This is a genomic window from Paraburkholderia sp. BGA-UO-ETr-F21 (genome assembly GCF_059567925.1).
This window is the reverse complement of sequence record NZ_JCAQOY010000029.1, coordinates 588,414-606,749: the sequence shown is the minus strand read 5'-3', so window position 1 is coordinate 606,749 and position 18,336 is coordinate 588,414. Positions and strand designations below refer to the sequence as shown.

Here is an 18,336-nt window from a genome sequence, read left to right as displayed (position 1 = left end):
GGGCATGGGCGTATCGAAAGCCCATAAAAACAGGGCGCGCGCAATCAATCTGCCGACTGCGCGCGCCGATACACTGTCTTGACTGCCTCTACCGCTTACTGATTCCGAATCCGGATCGGCCCACCGATGCTATTGAATAGCAAATCGCCGTTCGGGAACAGTTGCGGTTGAGCGTAGCCGCCGTTACCCCAATTGGACTTGCCGAAAATCGCGCGATATACGACCTTGCCGGTATTCCAGTCGAGGCCGTCCATTTCCCAGCCGTCTTTCTCGTAGTAGCCATTGGTCATCACAATGCCGGAAGGGCCGCTCATGGTCGGCGCCATGCTGATCGACACTACCGAAGCGTTGGTCCACGCCGACTTCCACTGATGCTTCACCGGATCCCAGTCGATCCGCTCGGCCCCATGCGCCGGCTTGTTGATCGGACCGAGCGACAGGACGTCGACCAGTTTGTCCTTTTCGCCGTGCTCGGCAATGTTGTTGACCACGAATGCGCTATATCCGTTGACAACCACCGACTGCTCGGACTGGATGTATTTCGTGCTCGACGGCAAGCCGGCAGTCACGAGAATCTGGCCCGCGATCCGGTTCGATTTCGTGCCCGACTGTTTCTTGAAGCCCTCGGGAATCTGGTCGCGCCAGAACGCCACGAGCTTCATGCGATCCGCGCCGTCCGTTATCACGACGAGCCGGTCGTCATCTTTGCCGAAGCCCATCAAGGTCGGCGTCGAGCCGGTTCCGGTTCCGAACTTGACTGTCGGCATCCAGTCGCCCGTGTCGTATGGCGAACTCCACGCGCCGTCAGACGCGTCGTTGGAGAGTTTGGTCCCCGTCCAGACGACCTTGTGCATCTTCTTGTCGGAGGCGAAATAGAGGCCGTTCCTGTCGTCGACCGCAACCGAATTGCTGACGAACTCGTTCTCGTCGAGGTGGATGGTGTGCGCCTGGCCGGTCAGATCGCGGTTGATCACGGAGACCGAGTTGTTGCCCAGCACGACGAGCTTGCCGTCATAAGTCAGATTCAGACCCATGATGCCTTCCTTGCCGGAGAAGCCGTGCTGGCCCGTCAGCACATCTTTGCTCAGATCGCGCGATGCGACCACTTCGATACCCGCTGCGGGATTGCGCGGATCCTTCAGGCCATAGACGAAGATCCGGCCGTCCGCGGTGTTGTAGTAGACGCGGTTGTCCTCGTCGACCAGACCGTAGATGCCATTGCCCACGCGCGTCTGATCGAGGCCCAGCCGGTTGAAGACGGCGTCCTTCACCTGATCGACGTTAGCGAAATGCTGATCCAGCACCTTGCCGAGCACTGCAGGCTCGATCACCTTGACGCCCGGCGGCGTGATGCGCGCGACTTCCCTGAATCCGCTGTTCGAGACGTCGATGTACGTCGCACCTTCGCTCGACACTCCCCACATAAAGTCTTTCGATGTGGACTCGAGCGTCATGATGTTGACGGGGCCGCGAATCACGCGGGGCTCTTTGGCCGGGTCGATGTGGAACGTGCCGCGCGTTAGAGGATAGGGTGCGACGTCGGTAGCTGCCGGATCGACGTGAGTCAACGCATAGGTCTTCGACGAAAAAAACGGATTCGGTGCGGGCTCGCTAACAACAGCAAACGCAGATGACACACTCAGAGATACCACAGCCGCAATCGCGCCAAGCCGCAGCGCCATTTTCTTGTTACTTTGCATTCAGTTCTATCCTCACAATGTGGGTGGTGACGCGGGCGCTATGTTCAACTGATCGTCTTCACAACACAATGCTGCGCCGGTTAAAACTCAATTTGCGCTTATGAAATTGAAAGACGATTGGCTTTCCGAAACAAAGCAAGCTGAAGAAGAAAGTCATTGAGCAGGCGCCCAGCTGCCCGTCACTAACGCCGACCGGCATGATCGCTTCGATCTGGATAATCAGGATCGCGAAAATATCCGCGAAGCCGGTCGAGCGGCAACGGATTGTTCCGCATACCTTGGCTCCGTGAGAGTGACATCGCGTCGCATAGGCGAGTGGGTGGCGCTTTCGTCGAGCGACCAACGGGTTACGCTTAAGTGAAGTGGAGACGCGCAGGCGGAACGCGGCCTGACGACCTTGCTTCCTGGCCGTCGCCGCTTTCACGGCTTCACGCCTTCACACTTTGAGCGTCGCCTGCTCGAGAATCATGTCGTAGAGCGCCTGCGCCGCCGGCGACAACTGCGCGGTCTTGCGCGCCACGAGGACGAGTGTGCGCGACACGACGGGTTGCGTGAGCTCGACGGTGCGCACCGTCGCATACGCGCCCTTCTGGAGCGCGAGCGCCGGCACCACGGCAGCGCCCACACCTTGCGCGACCAGGCCGACGGCGGTCGAACTGCGCTGGACCTCGTAAAAGGAGCGCAAGGCCAGCTCGCTCGACTCCAGTGCGACATCGAGTAACGCGCGGTTGCCGCTCACCTCGCCCGCGAGAATCAGCGGATAGGATTGCAGTTGCCGCCAGGCAATGCGGCGCCGCTTCGCGAGCGGATGATCTTCATTGCAGATCAAGACGTAGCGGTCCTCCGTGAGCGGCACGCTGACCAGATCCGGATGCGCCTCGCGCGCGATATTGATGCCGAATTCCACCTCCCGGCGCAGCACGGCCTCCTCCACCGCAGCCGAAGCGTGATCGAGAATCCTGATCCGGTTATGCGGGTAGCGCGCCGAATAGGCCTGCAGAATGCGCGGCAAATACTGCACGCCCACCGTCGGTACGCAGGCGATCGACACGTCGCCACGCCGCGCCTCGCCCGTCTCGCGGATTTCCACCAGCGCGTCGGCGAGTTCGCCGAGCAGGCGGCGCGCCTGCGGCAAAAAACTGCGCCCGATCTCGGTGAGCGCCATGGATCGCGTGGTCCGCTCGATCAGCGTGACGCCGAGGTAAGTTTCGAGCTTGCGCAGACGCTGCGTAATCGCCGTTTGCGTGACGTGCAATGAATCGGCGGCGCTCTGGAAGCTGCCGCGATCCGCAATGGCGACGAATGCCTGGATACCGAGCGTGTCGATTTTCATTAGAAAAATGAAGGAATCGGAATGATAAATTCATTTTACTCCGCGCTCGGCGCCACTGAAAATGAACGGATTGGATCGGTTCGGGGCACGGTGCAGACGGAGTCCCCGACAACCGGTCCGGCCATCACGCACACGAGGAGCAACAGATGACGTCGAAGCAGGATTGGCAAGCAAAGCAATACGTGTTGTTCGAAAACGAGCGCACGCGTCCGGTCAGGGATCTGCTGGCGGCCGTGCCGGCAACGGACGTACGGAGCGCGGTGGACATTGGCTGCGGCCCGGGCAACTCGACCGAAGCGCTCGCCGCGCGTCTGCCGGGCGCCGTCGTCAGCGGCATGGACAGCTCGCCGGACATGATCGAGGCGGCCCGCAAGCGCCTGCCGCAATTCCAGTTCGAGGTGAGCGACATTGCCACGTGGGACGCGCATGGGCCCTATGACCTGATTCTTGCCAATGCGGTGCTGCAATGGGTGCCTGATCATGAGCGGCTGTTTCCGTCGCTCGTGGCGAAGCTCGCGCCGGGCGGCAGTCTCGCCGTGCAGATGCCGGACAACCTGGACGAGCCCGCACACCGTCTGCTGCGCGAAATCGCTGCGGACGGCCCGTGGGCTGCCAGACTGAGTGGCCTCGAGCGCACCCTGCGCTACGACGCCGGCTGGTACTACGCGTTGCTCGAGCCGCTGTGCGCGCGGGTCGACGTGTGGCGCACCGTCTACCACCACCCGCTTGCGGGCGGCGCGGACGCGGTGGTCGAATGGTTCAAGGGCAGCGCGCTACGGCCCTTCCTCGCCGAACTCGACGCCGCCGGGCAAGCCGCCTTCCTGCGGCGATATCGCGACGCGATCGCCGAGGCTTATCCGGCCCTCGCCGACGGCACGGTGCTGTTGCCGTTTCCGCGACTGTTCATCGTCGCCACCCGCTAGCGCAGCAGGCCCGCGAATCAGCTGGCGTGCCTGCTGTGGCGCCGGCACGCCAGGGAACGTCAGGAATTGCCGCGCTTGAATTCTGCGTGATATTGTTCAATCAAAGCGGAGGATGGCGGCTCGCCGTCCTCACCGGAACGCAATTTACAGCAGCGAGCGTCGCCATGAGTGATGTACGCCATCATCTGAGTCCACGAGACCGTTTGGAGCTGTTGTGCTGGCTCACATGCGGCAGTCTTGGCGCTTATTACCTGAATGAGGACTGGCCCGACGCGGCGTTTCACGTGCAGGCGGCCCACAAATGGCTCGACCGGCGCGCGCGCGAGGCCGACTGGCTGAGTATCGCGAAACTGTCGGCCACCGCGGTGGAGATTGCGCGGCGGCACGCACAGTTTGTCGAAACCGATTGGGCTAGAGACGCGGTCGAGGAGATTCTTGATACGGACGAGCTGGACCCTCAGGCCAGGCTCGTCAGGCAGGTGATCGCCGATTGTCAGAACGCTTTGGCTGATAAAAGGCTGGCGGATTAGCTTAGGTTTTTGCCCTGGCCGGGGTGCATCAAAAGTTATGCCGCAGCCCCAAAATCACCGAAACCTGCCGATCCGTATCCGAATTGACGATATTGGGAATCTGCGCCAGGTTCTCCGTCCCGCCTGTCGCCGGATCCACTCCCAACCCGGCCCCTGAAGACTTTTGCCCGATCGCCACGGCATAGACAGCGGTGCGCTTCGAGAGGCTGTACACCGCGCCAAGATTGACCTGGTGCACCCGGGTAGAAGCCACGCCGCTCGGCTTGGCCTCATTGAAGATATACGCGAGCCCAAGCTGCAAATCCGGTGCAACCATATAAGTCGTATTCAACTCGGCAATATCGAACGAAACATCGGCTCCCGCGGGCCGCGCGGCACTCGCGAAGTACTGGCTTTGCGACAGCCGTGTGTGCGTATAAGTCACCGCTACACTCGCCTTGCCGAACGCGTACGCCCCCCCTGCCCCAAGAATGCGCACCTTGCTCGCATCCTGCAACAGACAATACGACGCGTCCGCGTTAGCGCAACTCAGATCGCCGATATAGCTGCTGGTGCCGCCCAACGCCGCCTGCAACGGCTGATTCAACTCCAGATACCCCGCGCTCAGCGACAACGGTCCCTGCACGTAATTCGCCGCCAGCGCCCACCCCTTGTTCTGCGAAAAATGACCCGCCACGCCGCCCAGACTGAACAGGCCACCCAGCGTGAAGCCACCGAAACTCGGACTGATGTACTTGATCGAATTATTGAAGTTGAACGCTTCGTTCAGGTTGTCGATGTCGCCGAAATGCGAACCGTATAGCGTCGCCCAATTGTTGCTCGACGCGTACGCACCCATATAGTCCGAGAACGGATCGTATTGACGCCCGAACGTCAACGCCCCATACGTGCCGTTGTTCAAACCGACCCACGCATTGCGGTTAAACAGCGTATTCGATTGCAGCATCGCGCCGTTGCCGATCAGAAAGCTGTTCTCCAGCGCGAAGTTGACGCTCGTCCCGCCGCCAATGTCCTCCGTGCCCATCAAGCCCCAGCGCGACGGCACCAGATTGCCGCCCGCCAGCTGGTAGTTCGCGTGCCCGTTGGTGCTGCCGTCGGCGAGCGTCGTTTGCTGGTTGTTCGTGTAGACGACACCGGCGTCGACCGTGCCGTAAAGCGTCACCGAAGATTGCGCGTGCGCGCCCATCGCAAGGCCGAACGCGGCCAGCGCAAGCGCCGGGCGCTTGACGAAATTGTCTGCCATGATTTTCCTGCCGGGAAGTAAGGGGAGTGGTAGTCGGGCGACGCGATTACTGGCCGAAGCGTGCGTAGATATCCGGGCGCTTCCTGCGCAGAATGAGACCGATCACCACGCCGACGCACGCCACCGTGAACACGATCCACGGAAAGGATTTGACGATCGGACTATCGGAGCCGCTGAGCGCGTCGAGATTGCGCACCAGAATCACGCCGATATAGAGCAGGCCCACACCACCCACCAGCGGTGCGACGAACGAGTGCCATACGCGCGTGTCCTTACGCGTTTTGCGGAAGAACGCGATCACCGAAAAACTCGTCACCGCCTGCAACATCACAATGCCGATCGTGCCGAGCGCGGAACTCCAGCTGAACACGATGTTGAACACATCGCTGCCCGCCGCGATGAATAGCCCGAGCAGCACGCAAACGGACAGCGTTTGCAGATAGCTCGCCCTATACGGCGAACGGTACTTTTCGTGCACGCGGGTAAGCACTTGCGGCAGGATGCCCTCGAGACTCAGCGCGTGGATATAACGCACCAGCGTGTTATGAAACGACAACAGACTCGCGAAGATACTGCTGAGCAGCAGGAAGCTCATCACCGTCGTCACCGCTTCGCCCAGATATTTGCCGGACTGGATGAACCAGAAATCGCCGGGCTGTTTGGTGGCGACCGTGACCACATCGGCAAGACCGTACGCGCAGACAATCGTCCACGTGACAAAGGCGAAGAACACGAGAATCAGCATGACCGATACGTACGTCGCGCGAGGCACCGTCACTTTCGGATCGCGGCATTCCTTACCGTAAATCGCGGTGGCCTCGAAGCCGATGAACGACGCAAACGCGAACATCACCGCAATGCCGAGGTGGCCGCTGAACACATGTTGCGGCGTGAACGGCGCGAGCGTGAGGCCGTTGGGTCCGCCACCATGCACGACGATCGCAATTGCGAGCAGCAGCAGAATGCCCAGTTCAAGACACATCAGCACGCCGAGCAGGCGGCTATTCAGATCGATACCGCGTATTCCGGTGAATTGCACCACGGCTACGCAGATCAACGAATAGCCGTACCAGGGTAAGCCGGTATGCAACAGCGGCGAGAGAATCACAGTGCAGAAGAATCCGAACAGCCCGTATAGCGCGATCTGGATGAACGTGTACGACATTAGTGCGACGAGCGCGCCGGCCATGCCCAACGGCCGCCCGAGTCCGGCGGTGATGTACGCATAGAACGCACCGGCTCGCACCACGTGCCGGCTCATCGAAGCAAAGCCGACGCTGAAGATCAGCAGCACCACGCCCGCGACCACGAACGCGCCCGGAATGCCCGCGCCGTTACCCAGACTGATCGCGGGCGGCACCGCGCCGAGCATGCCGGTCAGCGGCGCGGCCGCCGAAATCACGAGGAAAACGATCTGCCACAGGCCCAGCGTATTGCCTTTCAATTCCACGGCGTTCTCCGCGTCGACCGCACGGGTCGGAGAATAAGGTTCACTCATCGCTGCCTCTGTTGTGTTGGCTAGTCTGGAACACGTCCTGAACCCCAGCACGGCTGATCCAGGCACCCGGTTGACCGACGTCCGAAGCTTCGGTGTGAGCGCATGGTAGGTAGCTAAAAAATAAAGCGACTTCGCGAACCGCGCCAAATTTTCGATAATGTGCGCCAATGCGCGGGGAAGCCACAATTCAGCGGCTTACCGTGGATATTTAGGAACCTGAACTATTTTCGAACGGCAACATCTGGCCTGCACGATGCTTTCACAATGAAAGAAAATGCCATGAAGTCCGGCGCTATTGTTTTTTCCAGTTGCGCGTGGCGCGCCACAAGACGGTCGCATCGGCATAACCGACAGCGCGGGCGATTGCCGCATTGGTGAGTTCTTCCCGTTCGAGCAGACCCTCCACACTGCGCTGCCGCTCCTCGCGCAGGATTTGCCGCACGGACGTGCCCTGCTCCGCAAGGTGCCGCTGCAATGAGCGGTGCGAGAGACCGAGATCTTTCGCAATGTCGGCGACGATCAGCTTTTCGTGCGCGAGACGCCGCGTAACCAGATCGCGAACCTGCTCGACGATACTGTGCGGCATCGCATCGCGTGCAATCAGGTCGGTCGCGTGGCGCTCCATCATGCGCGCCATTTGCGAGTCGGCGCTCTTGAGCGGTGCGTCGAGATCCTGCGGACGCAGAATCATCCCATTGAAAGGCTGCTGAAAGCGCACAGGCACACGAAAGATCCGCGCATACGGTTTGAGATCCACCGGCGCTGCGTGCTCGAAATGGACTTCGACCGGATTCCACGCTGCTCCCCTCACCAGCCTGACCATATGGCACATGGTCGAGAGGCTGTATTCCGCATCCTGCCGGCGCGGCCAGATTTGCGGACTGGCAATCTGATAAGTCCACATCGGCCATTCGTCGTCACGTAGCAATTCGCAGGTCGTGGTGTTCTGCCACGACGCGAGCGCGAGCGAAAACTTGCGCAACGCCGCATTCAAGGTGGGGGATGAAAAGAACACCAGACCCGCCGGCCCGAGTTCCGTCACTTGTAATTCGCTGCCAAGGCGCAAGCCGAGCGCGGATTCGCCGAGCACTTCGGCGGCACGTTCGAACGCGGCCACATAACGCGTGAGCGGCAGAATTTCATACGGATTCGACAGGAGCCGCCGGCTCATGCCGAACTCCTCCAGCAGCGCGTCGCATTGCGCGCCCGATGCGTCTAGAGCGCGCACAACCGGCCCCATGACCGCGGCGCGAATCATCGGGAAACTGCCGTTGAGCGTGACTTTTTTCATGTTGAGCGTCTCCTTCTCAGTCTTCGCTGATGTGTTGCCCGAGTCATTCCTCTTGGCGCACTTTATCGTTCATTTGGCGCGATAAGCAAGCGCGAAAATAATATTGGGTTCCTACGATTTGCCATCGACTCAGCGATTGCCGCGCGCCATTTGCCTCGCGAGCACGCTGTCCGGTCCAGCAACTCCTTACGGGAATCTTATGAACACGAATGCCACGAAAGCCGCTCACGTCCCCGTTCATCCGCTCGATCCGCTGAGCGGCGCAGAAATGCAGCTAGCGTGCGATCTCGTGAAAGCCGCGGAAAAACTCGATTCGCACGCGCGCTTTCCAATGGTGGAACTGCGCGAGCCGCCGAAAGCCGAAGTCGTGGCGTTCAAGACCGGCGAGTATTTTTCGCGGACAGCCTTCGTGCTTGCAATCGATCGGACGAATGGCGCGACGATCGAATTCGAGGTGGACCTGAGAGAAAAGAAGATCGCCGCGCGCCGCGTCATGCCATTCGGCGAGGCGCCTTACGGCCAGCCGCCGATCATGATCGACGACTTCATGAACGCGGAACAGATCGTCAAGAGCGACGAAGCATGGCGCGTGGCCGTGATGAAACGCGGCCTCAGCGAAAAAGATCTGGAACGCGTTCAGGTCGATCCGTTCTCGGCGGGCTGTTTCGATCGCGAGAACGAGAACGGCCGGCGTCTAGTGCGTTGCGTGAGCTACTACCGCGAAACGCTGACGGATAACGGCTATGCGCATCCTATTGAAGGCGTGCTCGCCGTGGTCGATCTGCTCGAAAAGAAGGTGATCGAACTCGTGGACGACGGCCGCATCATTCCGATTCCGCGCGCCAAACACAACTACGACACGCCGAGCCTCGGCGAGCCGCGCAGCACGCTCAAACCGCTCTCGATCAACCAGCCCGACGGCCCGAGCTTTACGATCGACGGCTGGCACGTGAACTGGCAGAACTGGAACTTCCGCGTCGGTTTCACGCCGCGTGAAGGGCTCGTCCTGCATCAACTCTCGTGGGACGATGGCAAGAGCGCGCGACCGATCATCTACCGTGCGAGCGTCACGGAAATGTGCGTGCCCTACTCCGACCCGAGTACCAACCATTACTGGAAAAGCGCCTTCGACGCCGGCGAATACGGTCTCGGCAAACTCGCGAACCAGCTCGAACTGGGTTGCGATTGCCTCGGCACGATCCGCTATTTCGACATTCCGTCCGCGGACGACTTCGGCAATGCGTTCGTGATGAAGAACGCCGTCTGCATGCACGAAGAAGACTACGGCACGCTGTGGAAGCACTATGAATTCCGCACCGGCGTATTCGAAATGCGCCGCTCGCGTCGTCTCGTGATTTCCTTCTTCGCCACGGTCGGCAACTACGACTACGGCTTCTACTGGTATCTCTACCAGGACGGTACGATCCAGCTCGAATGCAAGCTGACCGGCATCGTGCAGACCTCGGCGGTCGCCGATGGCGATACCTATCCGTGGGGCGGCATGATCACGGAGAACCTCGGCGGTCCGACGCACCAGCACTTCTTCAATGCCCGCATGCATATGATGGTGGACGGCGAGCACAACACCGTGACCGAACATGAATTCGTGCCTCGTCCAATGGGCGACACCAACCCGTACGGCAACGTGTTCGACACGACGAAGCGCGTGTTGAAAACCGAAAGCGAAGCGGCCCGTGTCGCGAACGGCAACACCGGCCGTTACTGGAAGGTCTTTAACCCGAACGTGAAGAATGCCGTCGGCGCGAATCCAGGCTACAAGCTGGTCGTGAACGACTCGCCGCTGATGCTCGCCGATGAACGCTCCAAGGTGCGCCAGCGCGGCGGCTTTGCCACGCGTCACGTATGGGTCACGCCGTTCGATGCGGCCGAGCGCTATGCCAGCGGCGATTACCCGAATCAGCATTCTGGCGGTGGCGGACTGCCGCGCTATATCGAAGCGAACCGCAACATCGAGAACGAAGACATCGTGCTGTGGCATAGCTTCGGCCACACGCACGTGTGCAAGCCGGAGGATTTCCCGGTGATGCCGGTGGAATACGCGGGCTTCATGCTCAAGCCGAACAACTTCTTCTCGGCGAACCCGACCATGGATTTGCCGGCCGAGCGTGATCTGAACAGCGTTGAAGACGGCAAGTCCCCGGATCATGGTTGCTGCAAGCACTGATCCGATCGTGTCTCGTGCGCGGCACACCGCCCTTGCGCGCGTGCTGTGCGCGAGTTCGGCGTGCGTGGGCCTCGCGAGCGGCGGCGCTACGCTGCTGATGCAGGCCGGTATCGGTCCGCGCGCTACTTCGCTGTGGATGAGCGCGCTGATGCTGCTGGTCATGATGAGCGTGCCACTGCTGATGTCACGCTCGTGCGCCCGCCACACCATGCTGGCGAGCGCCGCGACCTTGATCGCGACGCTTACCGCGATGAACCATGTGCCGGCGTATCTGAACAGTTCGGCGCACGGCACTGGCATTGCAGTGCTGATGATGGCAATGGCCATCGGAATGTTGTTCTATAGACTGTGCGTTCTCGGTCCATCCGTCAAACAGCGTGACGACCTGCATCGCCGCACGCACGACTCGGTCAACACGGCGCCACCTTCAGCCGCAACGGCTTTGCTCGCCCTGCTGGCGGGACTGTCGAGCGGCAGCCTTGCCCGCTTCCAGCTCTTTGCGATTTGCGGCGTAAGCGGCGCGCAGCCGTTCTGGCAAATCGCGCTATTGCTTGCCGCAGTCTGCGCGCTCGCATTCATCGCCGACCGTTCACGCGGCAATCGCATGCTGATCGCGTTGTACGTCGCGCGGGCCGCGCTGATCGGCACGCTTGCGGCGAGCGACATTCCCGCGCTTGCCCCGCTCGCGGCGACTCTCTTTCTGGTCCTCGACTGCCTGACGATTCCAGCGCTCGTCAATTTGCGCGGACGCTCGAACAGCGTAGCGAGCGCAAGCTGTCCCGGCCTCGCGCATCACGTCGGCATGGTGTTGGGCGCGGCGTTGTCGACCACTCCCTACTTTTTCGGCGATGGATTCATTGTGCTGTATGCGTTGGGCGCGGCAGCGAACGTGATCTGCGCTGCGTCTTTAGCAGTGTGTTGGCGTGCAACGCGCCTCTTCCATCCGCATTCGAACCCATACCGGCGTCAAACGAACCCTTCCGGCTAGCGCAACGGCCACAACCCCAACGGAGACAAAACATCATGACTGAACGCAAGCCAGCGGTGACGCTGCCACATACCATGTTCATCAATGGCGAAAAGACCGGCAGCGCCGCGGGCAAAACCTTCCCGATCTTCAACCCGGCCACTGCGGAAGCAATCGCGCAGATCCCCGACGCGTCGCAAGCGGATATCGATCACGCCGTTAGAACCTCGAAGGCCGCCTTCGAATCCGACGCGTGGCGCAGAATGCCGCCGGCCATGCGCGAAGGATTGCTGCTCAAGCTCGCCGACCTCGTCGAGCGGCATAGCGACGAACTCGCCACGCTGGAAACGCTGAATCAAGGCAAGCTCATCGGCTTCTCGAAGATGCTGGAAGTCGCGGGCAGCGTGCAATGGCTGCGCTATATGGCCGGCTGGGCGACCAAGATCGAAGGCACCACTTTCGATCTGTCTATTCCCTTCCCGCCGGGCACGCGCTACAACGCGTCGACGAGGCGCGTGCCGGCCGGCGTGGTCGCCGCAATCGTTCCGTGGAATTTCCCGCTGCTGATGGCGGTATGGAAAATCGCCCCGGCGCTGGCCTGCGGCTGCACAGTGGTGCTCAAACCCGCGGAAGAAACGCCGTTGACCGCCATACGGCTCGCTGAACTGGCTTATGAAGCGGGCTTCCCTGCCGGCGTCTTCAACGTGGTCACCGGCCGAGGCGAAACCGCCGGCGCGGCGCTCGTCCGGCATCCGCTGGTGAACAAGGTCACCTTCACCGGATCGACCGAGGTCGGGCGCATTATCGGTCGGCAATGCGCCGACGATCTGAAGCGCGCGTCACTCGAATTGGGCGGCAAGAGCCCGGTGATCGTGCTCGACGACTGCGACCCGCGCAAGGCGATCGAAGGCGCGGCCGGCGCGATCTTTTTCAATCATGGGCAGGTTTGCACGGCAGGCTCGCGCCTGTACGTCGCACGTTCGATTTATGACGAAGTCGTGCAAGGCATCGCAGCCGTTGCCGACGGCATCACACTCGGCTCCGGTTTCGATGCCGCGACGCAGATGGGCCCAATGGTTTCCGCGCGGCACCGCGACAAGGTGGCCGGCATGATCGCGCAAGGCAAGGACGAAGGCGGAGAGATCGTGTCGCGCGATGCGCGCGTGGAGAGCGACGGCTACTTCGTGCGGCCGACGGTGATCGCCAATCGCGCCCGCAAGCCGCTTTCCGTCGTCAAGGAAGAGGTGTTCGGTCCGGTGCTGGTGGCCATGCCCTACGACGACATCGATGAAGTGCTGATTGAGGCGAACGCCTCCGAGTACGGACTCGGCGCGAGCGTCTGGACCAACCAGCTCGACAAGGCGCTGCGACTGGTGGACGGCATCGAGGCCGGAACAGTTTGGGTCAACACGCACAACATGGTCGATCCGGCCATGCCGTTCGGCGGCTTCAAGGCGTCCGGCATCGGCCGCGAACACGGCAAGGCGATCATCGACACCTATACGGAGAGCAAGTCGGTCTGTATTGCTTATTGATGAAGGGCTGCCTGCGCGCCGCTTGACAGGCAGGCGCCGCGCAGGCAACCCAGTAAAATACCGGGACATCGCGCTACCGCGCGTCATCTCCCGGTCGAACATCTTGAAACGCAAAATGCCCGCGCTGAATGCGTGGATAGCGGGCTATTGATGAGCAGGCGGCATATCGCCGTCTGCTCGCCCGCCTTGCTCGCGCGCGAGGCGGGCCGTGCGGCGATCGACCTGAATGAGTTCGTGCTGCTGCCCGTGCTGGCGAGCGTCGATCAGCGCTATCTCACCTGGTAGCATTGTGTGATGGCGGCGGGAGTTGAAAATGTCGATACGCGCGGTGGCTTCAGCAGTCGGGCTTAGGAACAGCAGCGGGCGAATTAGCTGAATCATACGCCACGCATATATTTTTCTCTTTTCAGTTCAGGCTTATCGAGTTCGGATTCAACTAGCGTGCGCAGGCATTTCGTGAGGCCGCACGAAGCGGGTGTAAAAACCCCCGCTGTAGCGGGGATGTCACGAAAGCGTGTCCTTACTTGATTGCCCTGCTCGTGGGCGTTACCCGTGAGTCGTTACACAGGCGCTCACATCCGCCCTCGCAGAGCGGCACAAGCGTTACCCCAATTTGTAGCAGGCCACTGATTCCAGAGCTATCGACGGGATAAGGGACCGAAATGGTGCGCCTATCAATAAAGATATATTCTGGCCTGACTCCGAGTTGCACCAAGTAATCGCGTAATTTTGCACCGCGGATTTCGGCAAGCCGTATTGGGTCTCTCTCTTTAATATACCCGCCCACGCTAATAATGCCGCGGATCTCCACACCGGGCCATTGTTTTGCGTTGTAAACCATATCAGCTATTTTAAGCCTGTCGATATTAGGTATTTCGGTAGAGTTAAGAGGCACGCTGTCAAGCATATCTTCCGAAATTGTGCAGGCAGTGACTTGCACAGACGCAGAAATGAAAACAGCACCCATAAAAACCGGAAGAAATTTTCGAACAAGATTTACCATATTTTTTTCTTTGAAAAATCATCAATATTTTCGAAATGTGCCACATAACACGCTATCGTATCCGCGTTGCACCATGCCTTCTCAGGTGAACCTTGCCCCCAGTATGCAAGGGCATGCCCAAAGCCATAGCTCTCATCACCAGAATTGAATGTATCGACGTAGTGTGAACATTCGTGAATGATCGTTTTCAATTTGCAGTTGCCGACTACGTAAACATCTGGCAGTGTGCAGAAATGGCTATATATGGCTATTATGCGCCGCGCCGAATCCGGCTTACAAACGGCCGCATCGTTCGATCCTGAATCTGGAACAATAGCGCAGGAAATTTTCATTGCCTTTTGTTCGTCCCACCTGATAATATTATCAGGCTTTAGTGCTTGCATTGCCGCCGCGAGATTTGTCAATCCTGTGCTCAGTTTGGATCGCAATGCATCGTCGCAACGACCAAACCAAAACTTCGCACGCTCCCGGTCTACCGTACTCCACCGAGCAACATCCGCGATTCGCTCATTTATCAGTATTAATGCGGTATTCCTGAGCCTTATTATCAAATCCCGGAACTCCTTGTTACTCATATTCCGACAAATCGGTGTTGTGTTTAGAATAACATCGACGTTAGAATTAGGATTTGCGTTGGTCACTGCAGTGTCGTGAACCACCTGCCATTCTGTGTTGCCAGTCATTTCTAATTCCGTTTCGAATTTCACTTGGTATTGATTGTTCTTCCGGGAGGGAAGCATCGCATTTTCAATGCTGCGTGTTCTCCTATGACACCGCAACCTCGAGAAAAAGCCGGTTCATTGCATGGGTGGGAATACGTTGCGTTCGTCCGTTAAGGTCAGTGACACCACTCTGGATAACTTCCGAATTGACCCGCACGCGATATCGAACATTTGCTAGAGGAGAGCCATCGGTATCAGTCAAGGTGTATTGCTCGTCAAAGCGATGCGGCGCACTATCGACGCCGGTTCCCGGTGCTCCGGCAGGGTCAACGACTCGCACGTATTCATAATCGCGGTCCTCGCACCACGACTCTCCCGCGAGGCTCGCAGTGATCCGCGGTGGCGTTGGACACTGGCACAGAACGATATCTCCATCGAGTGCCACATGGTGCGTCGTCTCGTATTGAAGCCGATACGGGCCACCCGCTTTCGCGAGTATCCCGATGCTTTTGCACGTCAGACAGAATGCCTCTTTCCCGAGTAGTGCGGCCTTATGCCCGTGAAAGCGAAAGCCGGTGCCCTGCACATAGTCGAGAATCTCGCCCCCTCCGCTCAACGTGTCGCCCACAACTGCAATGCGTCGTTTCATGCCCGCCCTCACTGAAGGTGAAGCTGGCTGGCATGCTCATCGAGCGGCATGAATAGCGGGGATGTGTGAACCTTGCGGTGTGGACGTTCGTCAATCACATCGCCGTTATCCAGCAGACTACCCACAACCGCCAAGGCCGCTTCTGGCTGACCCGGAATGCCGATACCGGGGATGATCCGTGCGCGGCTTCCGTCCCGGTACTCGATGAAGTCGCCGATACGTGCGGCATTTCTGAGGGTGTGCTCGATCTTCCAGCTGCTTATCGCCTTGCGCAACGCGCCGCCCCCTGGAGTCGCCGCGCCGTCTTCGTGGAAGACGCCCGCGCCCAATCCGGCCCACAGCGTTTCGGTGATGCGGTCGCCATGGCTCTGGCTGCTACCCACAAGCGCATACGGTGCACCTTCAGGCGTCGAGGCGCTCCCCGCACCGTCCATGATCACGGCTTGCGCGCCGTCGCTGTATGTGACGATATCTCCGACATACGCAAGGGGCAAACCGGCCAGCGTGATAGACCGCCCGGTGAGCGCGCCTACAGTGGCGAAGTGATAAAACGTGCCTTCACTTTCCCGATCCGACATATCCACGACTCCATGAAATAGACGAAGACAACCGGTGAGCCAAGCCACCGGTGCTGCTGCGGCGGCTTAGCCACTGCAGCCTCAAAATCATCTGTGGAGGCCTGCAGCGGCGTACATGGGATAAGTCGGAAAAGCAATGCGACTGATGCACGCTGAATGACAACGAGTACTAAAGTTGATAGATCAGGGGGGCGGCCCGAGTGCATCGGATGCATGGGCGAAAAAAAAGCGCGATGATTCGCGCCTCCTTCGTGGGTGCGGCGTCGCCGCCTGCGCTAGTGCGAACCCCGAGGAGATCGCGGGCTTCCAGTTCGGCGGCGTGTACAGCTTCAGCAATGACACCAGCTTCGCGAACAACCGCGCGTACAGCTTCGGTGGCCAGTACGCGAACGGCGGCCTGCTGGTGGCCGCTGCCTACATGCAGGCGGACAATCCGGGCGTGCGCTCCACCGGCGCGATCACCGCCAACGACGCGAGCTTTATCGCCGGACGCATGCGGGTGTTCGGCGGCGGCATCAACTACACGTTCGGCTCGGCGACGGCAGGTTTTGCGTACACCAACTCGAACTACAAGAATCCGACCGGCAACGGCTATATCGGCATTCCGCTGGCCGCGCCGGGCGTGACGTTGAATACGCTGAAGTATCAGAACTTCGAGGTGAACGGCAAATACCAGTTCACGCCGGCGTTCTTTGTCGGCGCCCAGTATGTGTACACGATGGAGAACTACGACGCGTCGTCAGGCAGTGTGAAGCCGAAGATCCACTCGGTGGGGTTGATGGCGGATTACAACCTGTCGACGCGCACCGACGTTTATGTGCAGGGCGAGTACCAGAAGGTAGCGGGCGATTCGACTCACTCGATTCTCGACAACGCGTTCATTCCTGGCGTGCAGGCGCCGTCGTCGACGAGTACGCAGGTCGCTGTTCGGGTCGCGCTGCGGCATAAGTTTTAAAGCAGTGGGGGCTTCGCGTCCGCATCGTCGTAGGATCGAAAACACCCTCTCAGATCTACTTCTCCTCCTGCTCGCGGCCCTTGAACAGCCGCGCACTCGACAGAATGGCGAGCGCGATGGCCACGCTGAGAATCGCCGTGGCTTCGCGCCCGAGCCCAGACGCCACGCCAACACCCGCGCTCAGCCACAGGCTCGCCGCCGTCGTCAGGCCGCGCACCTCGCGCTCGGCGCTGAGCTTGATGATGGCGCCCGCGCCCAGAAAGCCGATACCCGACACGAGTCCTTGCAACACCCGGCTCATGTTGTCCTGCGAAAATCCGGCCTGCAACGGCACGACCACGAACAAGGCCGCGCCCACCGCCACCATCATATGCGTACGCATGCCGGCATCGCGCCGCGACAACTCACGCTCGAAACCCAATATGCCGCCGAGTATCAATGCGAGCCCGAGGCGCATCAGCACCTGGGTGACGTCGGCCACCCTGCCGAGATCGGAAAATTCTGCCTGGGCGGTCGCCCACACCACGTGCCACCCGTTACTCATTACATTTACCTGACGACAAGAAAACGCCAAGCATACGGCAATACCGCCGCTTTGCGTACCTCACCCCGTCGACGTCTTCTTCACGAATGCGTTCACCACGGCTTCCAGCTCTTTTGTGATCGTCGTCATTACGCCGGCCACCACGGCGAACTCGCGGCCGGTCACTTGCGCGCGGCTCGCCACGATCTGTCCGTTGAACGAGACGATGTGCGCTTCTTTCGCGATCCCCTTGATCCGCTCGATCAGTTGCTGCTGCTCCTTCTTCTGCAAGCGCGCTATGCGCCGGCTTTCCTGCTCGTAGACGGCGGTGACACCGTGCAGTTGTGTCAGCAACGGATCGACAGAGTCGACCAACGCCGTCAGCGCACCGTCAGCGCGCGGTGACGCGCGCCCGATCGCCTCTAATGCAGCCGAAGCCAGCGCGATAAAGTCCGCGATCTTCGCGGCCACTTTCCCGCTGCCGTGAAACGCTTCGCGCAGCGCCGGAGAAAACAGGCCGGGCAAGCCGTCGCGGCCTTGCGTCAGCGCCGTATGACTGTCGGCAAAGGTGTTTAACGTTTCGCGCGCGATCGCCAGCGCGCCGTCGAACTGCTGGAACGCCAGCATCGCTTTCAACACGATGCGCTGCGAGAGCATCCGTTGACGCCCCGCGAGATTGATCAACGAGCTCAACACCTCGCTGGAGACGTCTATGTCGGACGTTTGTGCGTGAACCCGTTCTGTCGTGATGCTCATGTCAA

Annotated in this window: 17 protein-coding genes and 2 pseudogenes; 7 read left to right on the top strand and 12 right to left on the bottom strand. The window is 60.1% G+C overall.

Features of this window, described 5'->3' with window-relative positions:
* Positions 1 to 95 precede the first annotated feature (95 nt).
* Genes AC57B1_RS19145 through AC57B1_RS19135 form a run of 3 tightly spaced genes read right to left on the bottom strand, consistent with a single transcriptional unit; the run spans position 96 to position 3,033 of the window.
* Positions 96 to 1,700, bottom strand: a complete 1,605-nt coding sequence (locus tag AC57B1_RS19145) for a hypothetical protein (RefSeq protein ID WP_496418300.1) — start codon at positions 1,698 to 1,700, stop codon at positions 96 to 98.
* Positions 1,701 to 1,758: 58 nt separating this feature from the next.
* Positions 1,759 to 2,124 carry a hypothetical protein gene (locus AC57B1_RS19140; protein ID WP_408354875.1) on the bottom strand — a complete coding sequence of 122 codons (366 nt, stop codon included), beginning with the start codon at positions 2,122 to 2,124 and terminating at the stop codon, positions 1,759 to 1,761.
* Positions 2,125 to 2,136: 12 nt separating this feature from the next.
* On the bottom strand, positions 2,137 to 3,033 hold the full coding sequence (locus AC57B1_RS19135) for a LysR family transcriptional regulator (protein WP_496418299.1): 897 nt from the start codon (positions 3,031 to 3,033) through the stop codon (positions 2,137 to 2,139).
* A gap of 146 nt (positions 3,034 to 3,179) precedes the next feature.
* On the opposite strand from AC57B1_RS19135, the gene tam reads away from it, so the two are divergent.
* Together tam and AC57B1_RS19125 are read left to right on the top strand one after the other, a co-directional pair.
* Complete coding sequence (gene tam / locus AC57B1_RS19130; protein ID WP_408354881.1) at positions 3,180 to 3,956, top strand: trans-aconitate 2-methyltransferase; 777 nt, start codon at positions 3,180 to 3,182, stop codon at positions 3,954 to 3,956.
* 164 nt (positions 3,957 to 4,120) lie between these two features.
* Entirely contained in the window at positions 4,121 to 4,486 is a 366-nt protein-coding gene (locus AC57B1_RS19125) for a hypothetical protein (protein ID WP_091800518.1), read from the top strand.
* Positions 4,487 to 4,514: 28 nt separating this feature from the next.
* Here the strand turns inward: AC57B1_RS19125 and AC57B1_RS19120 are convergent, their stop codons facing one another.
* From AC57B1_RS19120 to AC57B1_RS19110, 3 genes are all read right to left on the bottom strand, one after another.
* Entirely contained in the window at positions 4,515 to 5,729 is a 1,215-nt protein-coding gene (locus AC57B1_RS19120) for a porin (RefSeq protein ID WP_496418298.1), read from the bottom strand.
* A gap of 46 nt (positions 5,730 to 5,775) precedes the next feature.
* Positions 5,776 to 7,227 (bottom strand): APC family permease, encoded by a 1,452-nt coding sequence (locus tag AC57B1_RS19115; protein WP_496418297.1) that lies wholly within the window; start codon positions 7,225 to 7,227, stop codon positions 5,776 to 5,778.
* Between the two features lie 292 nt (positions 7,228 to 7,519).
* Entirely contained in the window at positions 7,520 to 8,518 is a 999-nt protein-coding gene (locus AC57B1_RS19110) for an AraC family transcriptional regulator (protein WP_408354890.1), read from the bottom strand.
* 199 nt (positions 8,519 to 8,717) lie between these two features.
* Here AC57B1_RS19110 and AC57B1_RS19105 point away from each other — a divergent pair, with 199 nt between their 5' ends.
* The 4 genes and pseudogenes from AC57B1_RS19105 to AC57B1_RS19090 all read left to right on the top strand — a co-directional run.
* Positions 8,718 to 10,703 (top strand): primary-amine oxidase, encoded by a 1,986-nt coding sequence (locus AC57B1_RS19105; RefSeq protein ID WP_496418296.1) that lies wholly within the window; start codon positions 8,718 to 8,720, stop codon positions 10,701 to 10,703.
* Positions 10,704 to 10,710: 7 nt separating this feature from the next.
* Entirely contained in the window at positions 10,711 to 11,691 is a 981-nt protein-coding gene (locus AC57B1_RS19100) for a hypothetical protein (protein ID WP_496418295.1), read from the top strand.
* A gap of 35 nt (positions 11,692 to 11,726) precedes the next feature.
* Complete coding sequence (gene styD, locus AC57B1_RS19095) at positions 11,727 to 13,205, top strand: phenylacetaldehyde dehydrogenase StyD (protein ID WP_408354899.1); 1,479 nt, start codon at positions 11,727 to 11,729, stop codon at positions 13,203 to 13,205.
* A 135-nt stretch (positions 13,206 to 13,340) separates the two neighbouring features.
* Positions 13,341 to 13,487: pseudogene (locus tag AC57B1_RS19090) on the top strand (LysR substrate-binding domain-containing protein); the annotation flags it as partial.
* Between the two features lie 238 nt (positions 13,488 to 13,725).
* Here the strand turns inward: AC57B1_RS19090 and AC57B1_RS19085 are convergent.
* From AC57B1_RS19085 to AC57B1_RS19070, 4 genes are all read right to left on the bottom strand, one after another.
* Positions 13,726 to 14,208, bottom strand: coding sequence for a hypothetical protein (locus AC57B1_RS19085; RefSeq protein WP_496418294.1), 483 nt, complete (start codon positions 14,206 to 14,208; stop codon positions 13,726 to 13,728).
* Positions 14,202 to 14,891 carry a M35 family metalloendopeptidase gene (locus tag AC57B1_RS19080; protein WP_496418293.1) on the bottom strand — a complete coding sequence of 230 codons (690 nt, stop codon included), beginning with the start codon at positions 14,889 to 14,891 and terminating at the stop codon, positions 14,202 to 14,204. Before AC57B1_RS19080 ends, AC57B1_RS19085 begins: the two co-directional genes overlap by 7 nt.
* A gap of 82 nt (positions 14,892 to 14,973) precedes the next feature.
* The gene (locus AC57B1_RS19075; protein ID WP_496418292.1) at positions 14,974 to 15,519 is read right to left on the bottom strand and encodes a PAAR domain-containing protein; all 546 of its coding nucleotides are present in this window, start codon (positions 15,517 to 15,519) and stop codon (positions 14,974 to 14,976) included.
* Positions 15,520 to 15,527: 8 nt separating this feature from the next.
* Positions 15,528 to 16,145 (bottom strand): hypothetical protein, encoded by a 618-nt coding sequence (locus tag AC57B1_RS19070; protein WP_496418291.1) that lies wholly within the window; start codon positions 16,143 to 16,145, stop codon positions 15,528 to 15,530.
* A 247-nt stretch (positions 16,146 to 16,392) separates the two neighbouring features.
* Here AC57B1_RS19070 and AC57B1_RS19065 point away from each other — a divergent pair.
* Positions 16,393 to 17,052, top strand: a pseudogene (locus AC57B1_RS19065) (porin); the annotation flags it as partial.
* Between the two features lie 55 nt (positions 17,053 to 17,107).
* On the opposite strand, the gene AC57B1_RS19060 reads toward AC57B1_RS19065, so the two are convergent.
* Positions 17,108 to 17,596 (bottom strand): MgtC/SapB family protein, encoded by a 489-nt coding sequence (locus AC57B1_RS19060; RefSeq protein WP_496418290.1) that lies wholly within the window; start codon positions 17,594 to 17,596, stop codon positions 17,108 to 17,110.
* Between the two features lie 60 nt (positions 17,597 to 17,656).
* Positions 17,657 to 18,331: a type IV pili methyl-accepting chemotaxis transducer N-terminal domain-containing protein gene (locus AC57B1_RS19055; RefSeq protein ID WP_496418289.1), complete on the bottom strand. Its 675-nt coding sequence runs from the start codon at positions 18,329 to 18,331 to the stop codon at positions 17,657 to 17,659.
* Positions 18,332 to 18,336 lie beyond the last annotated feature (5 nt).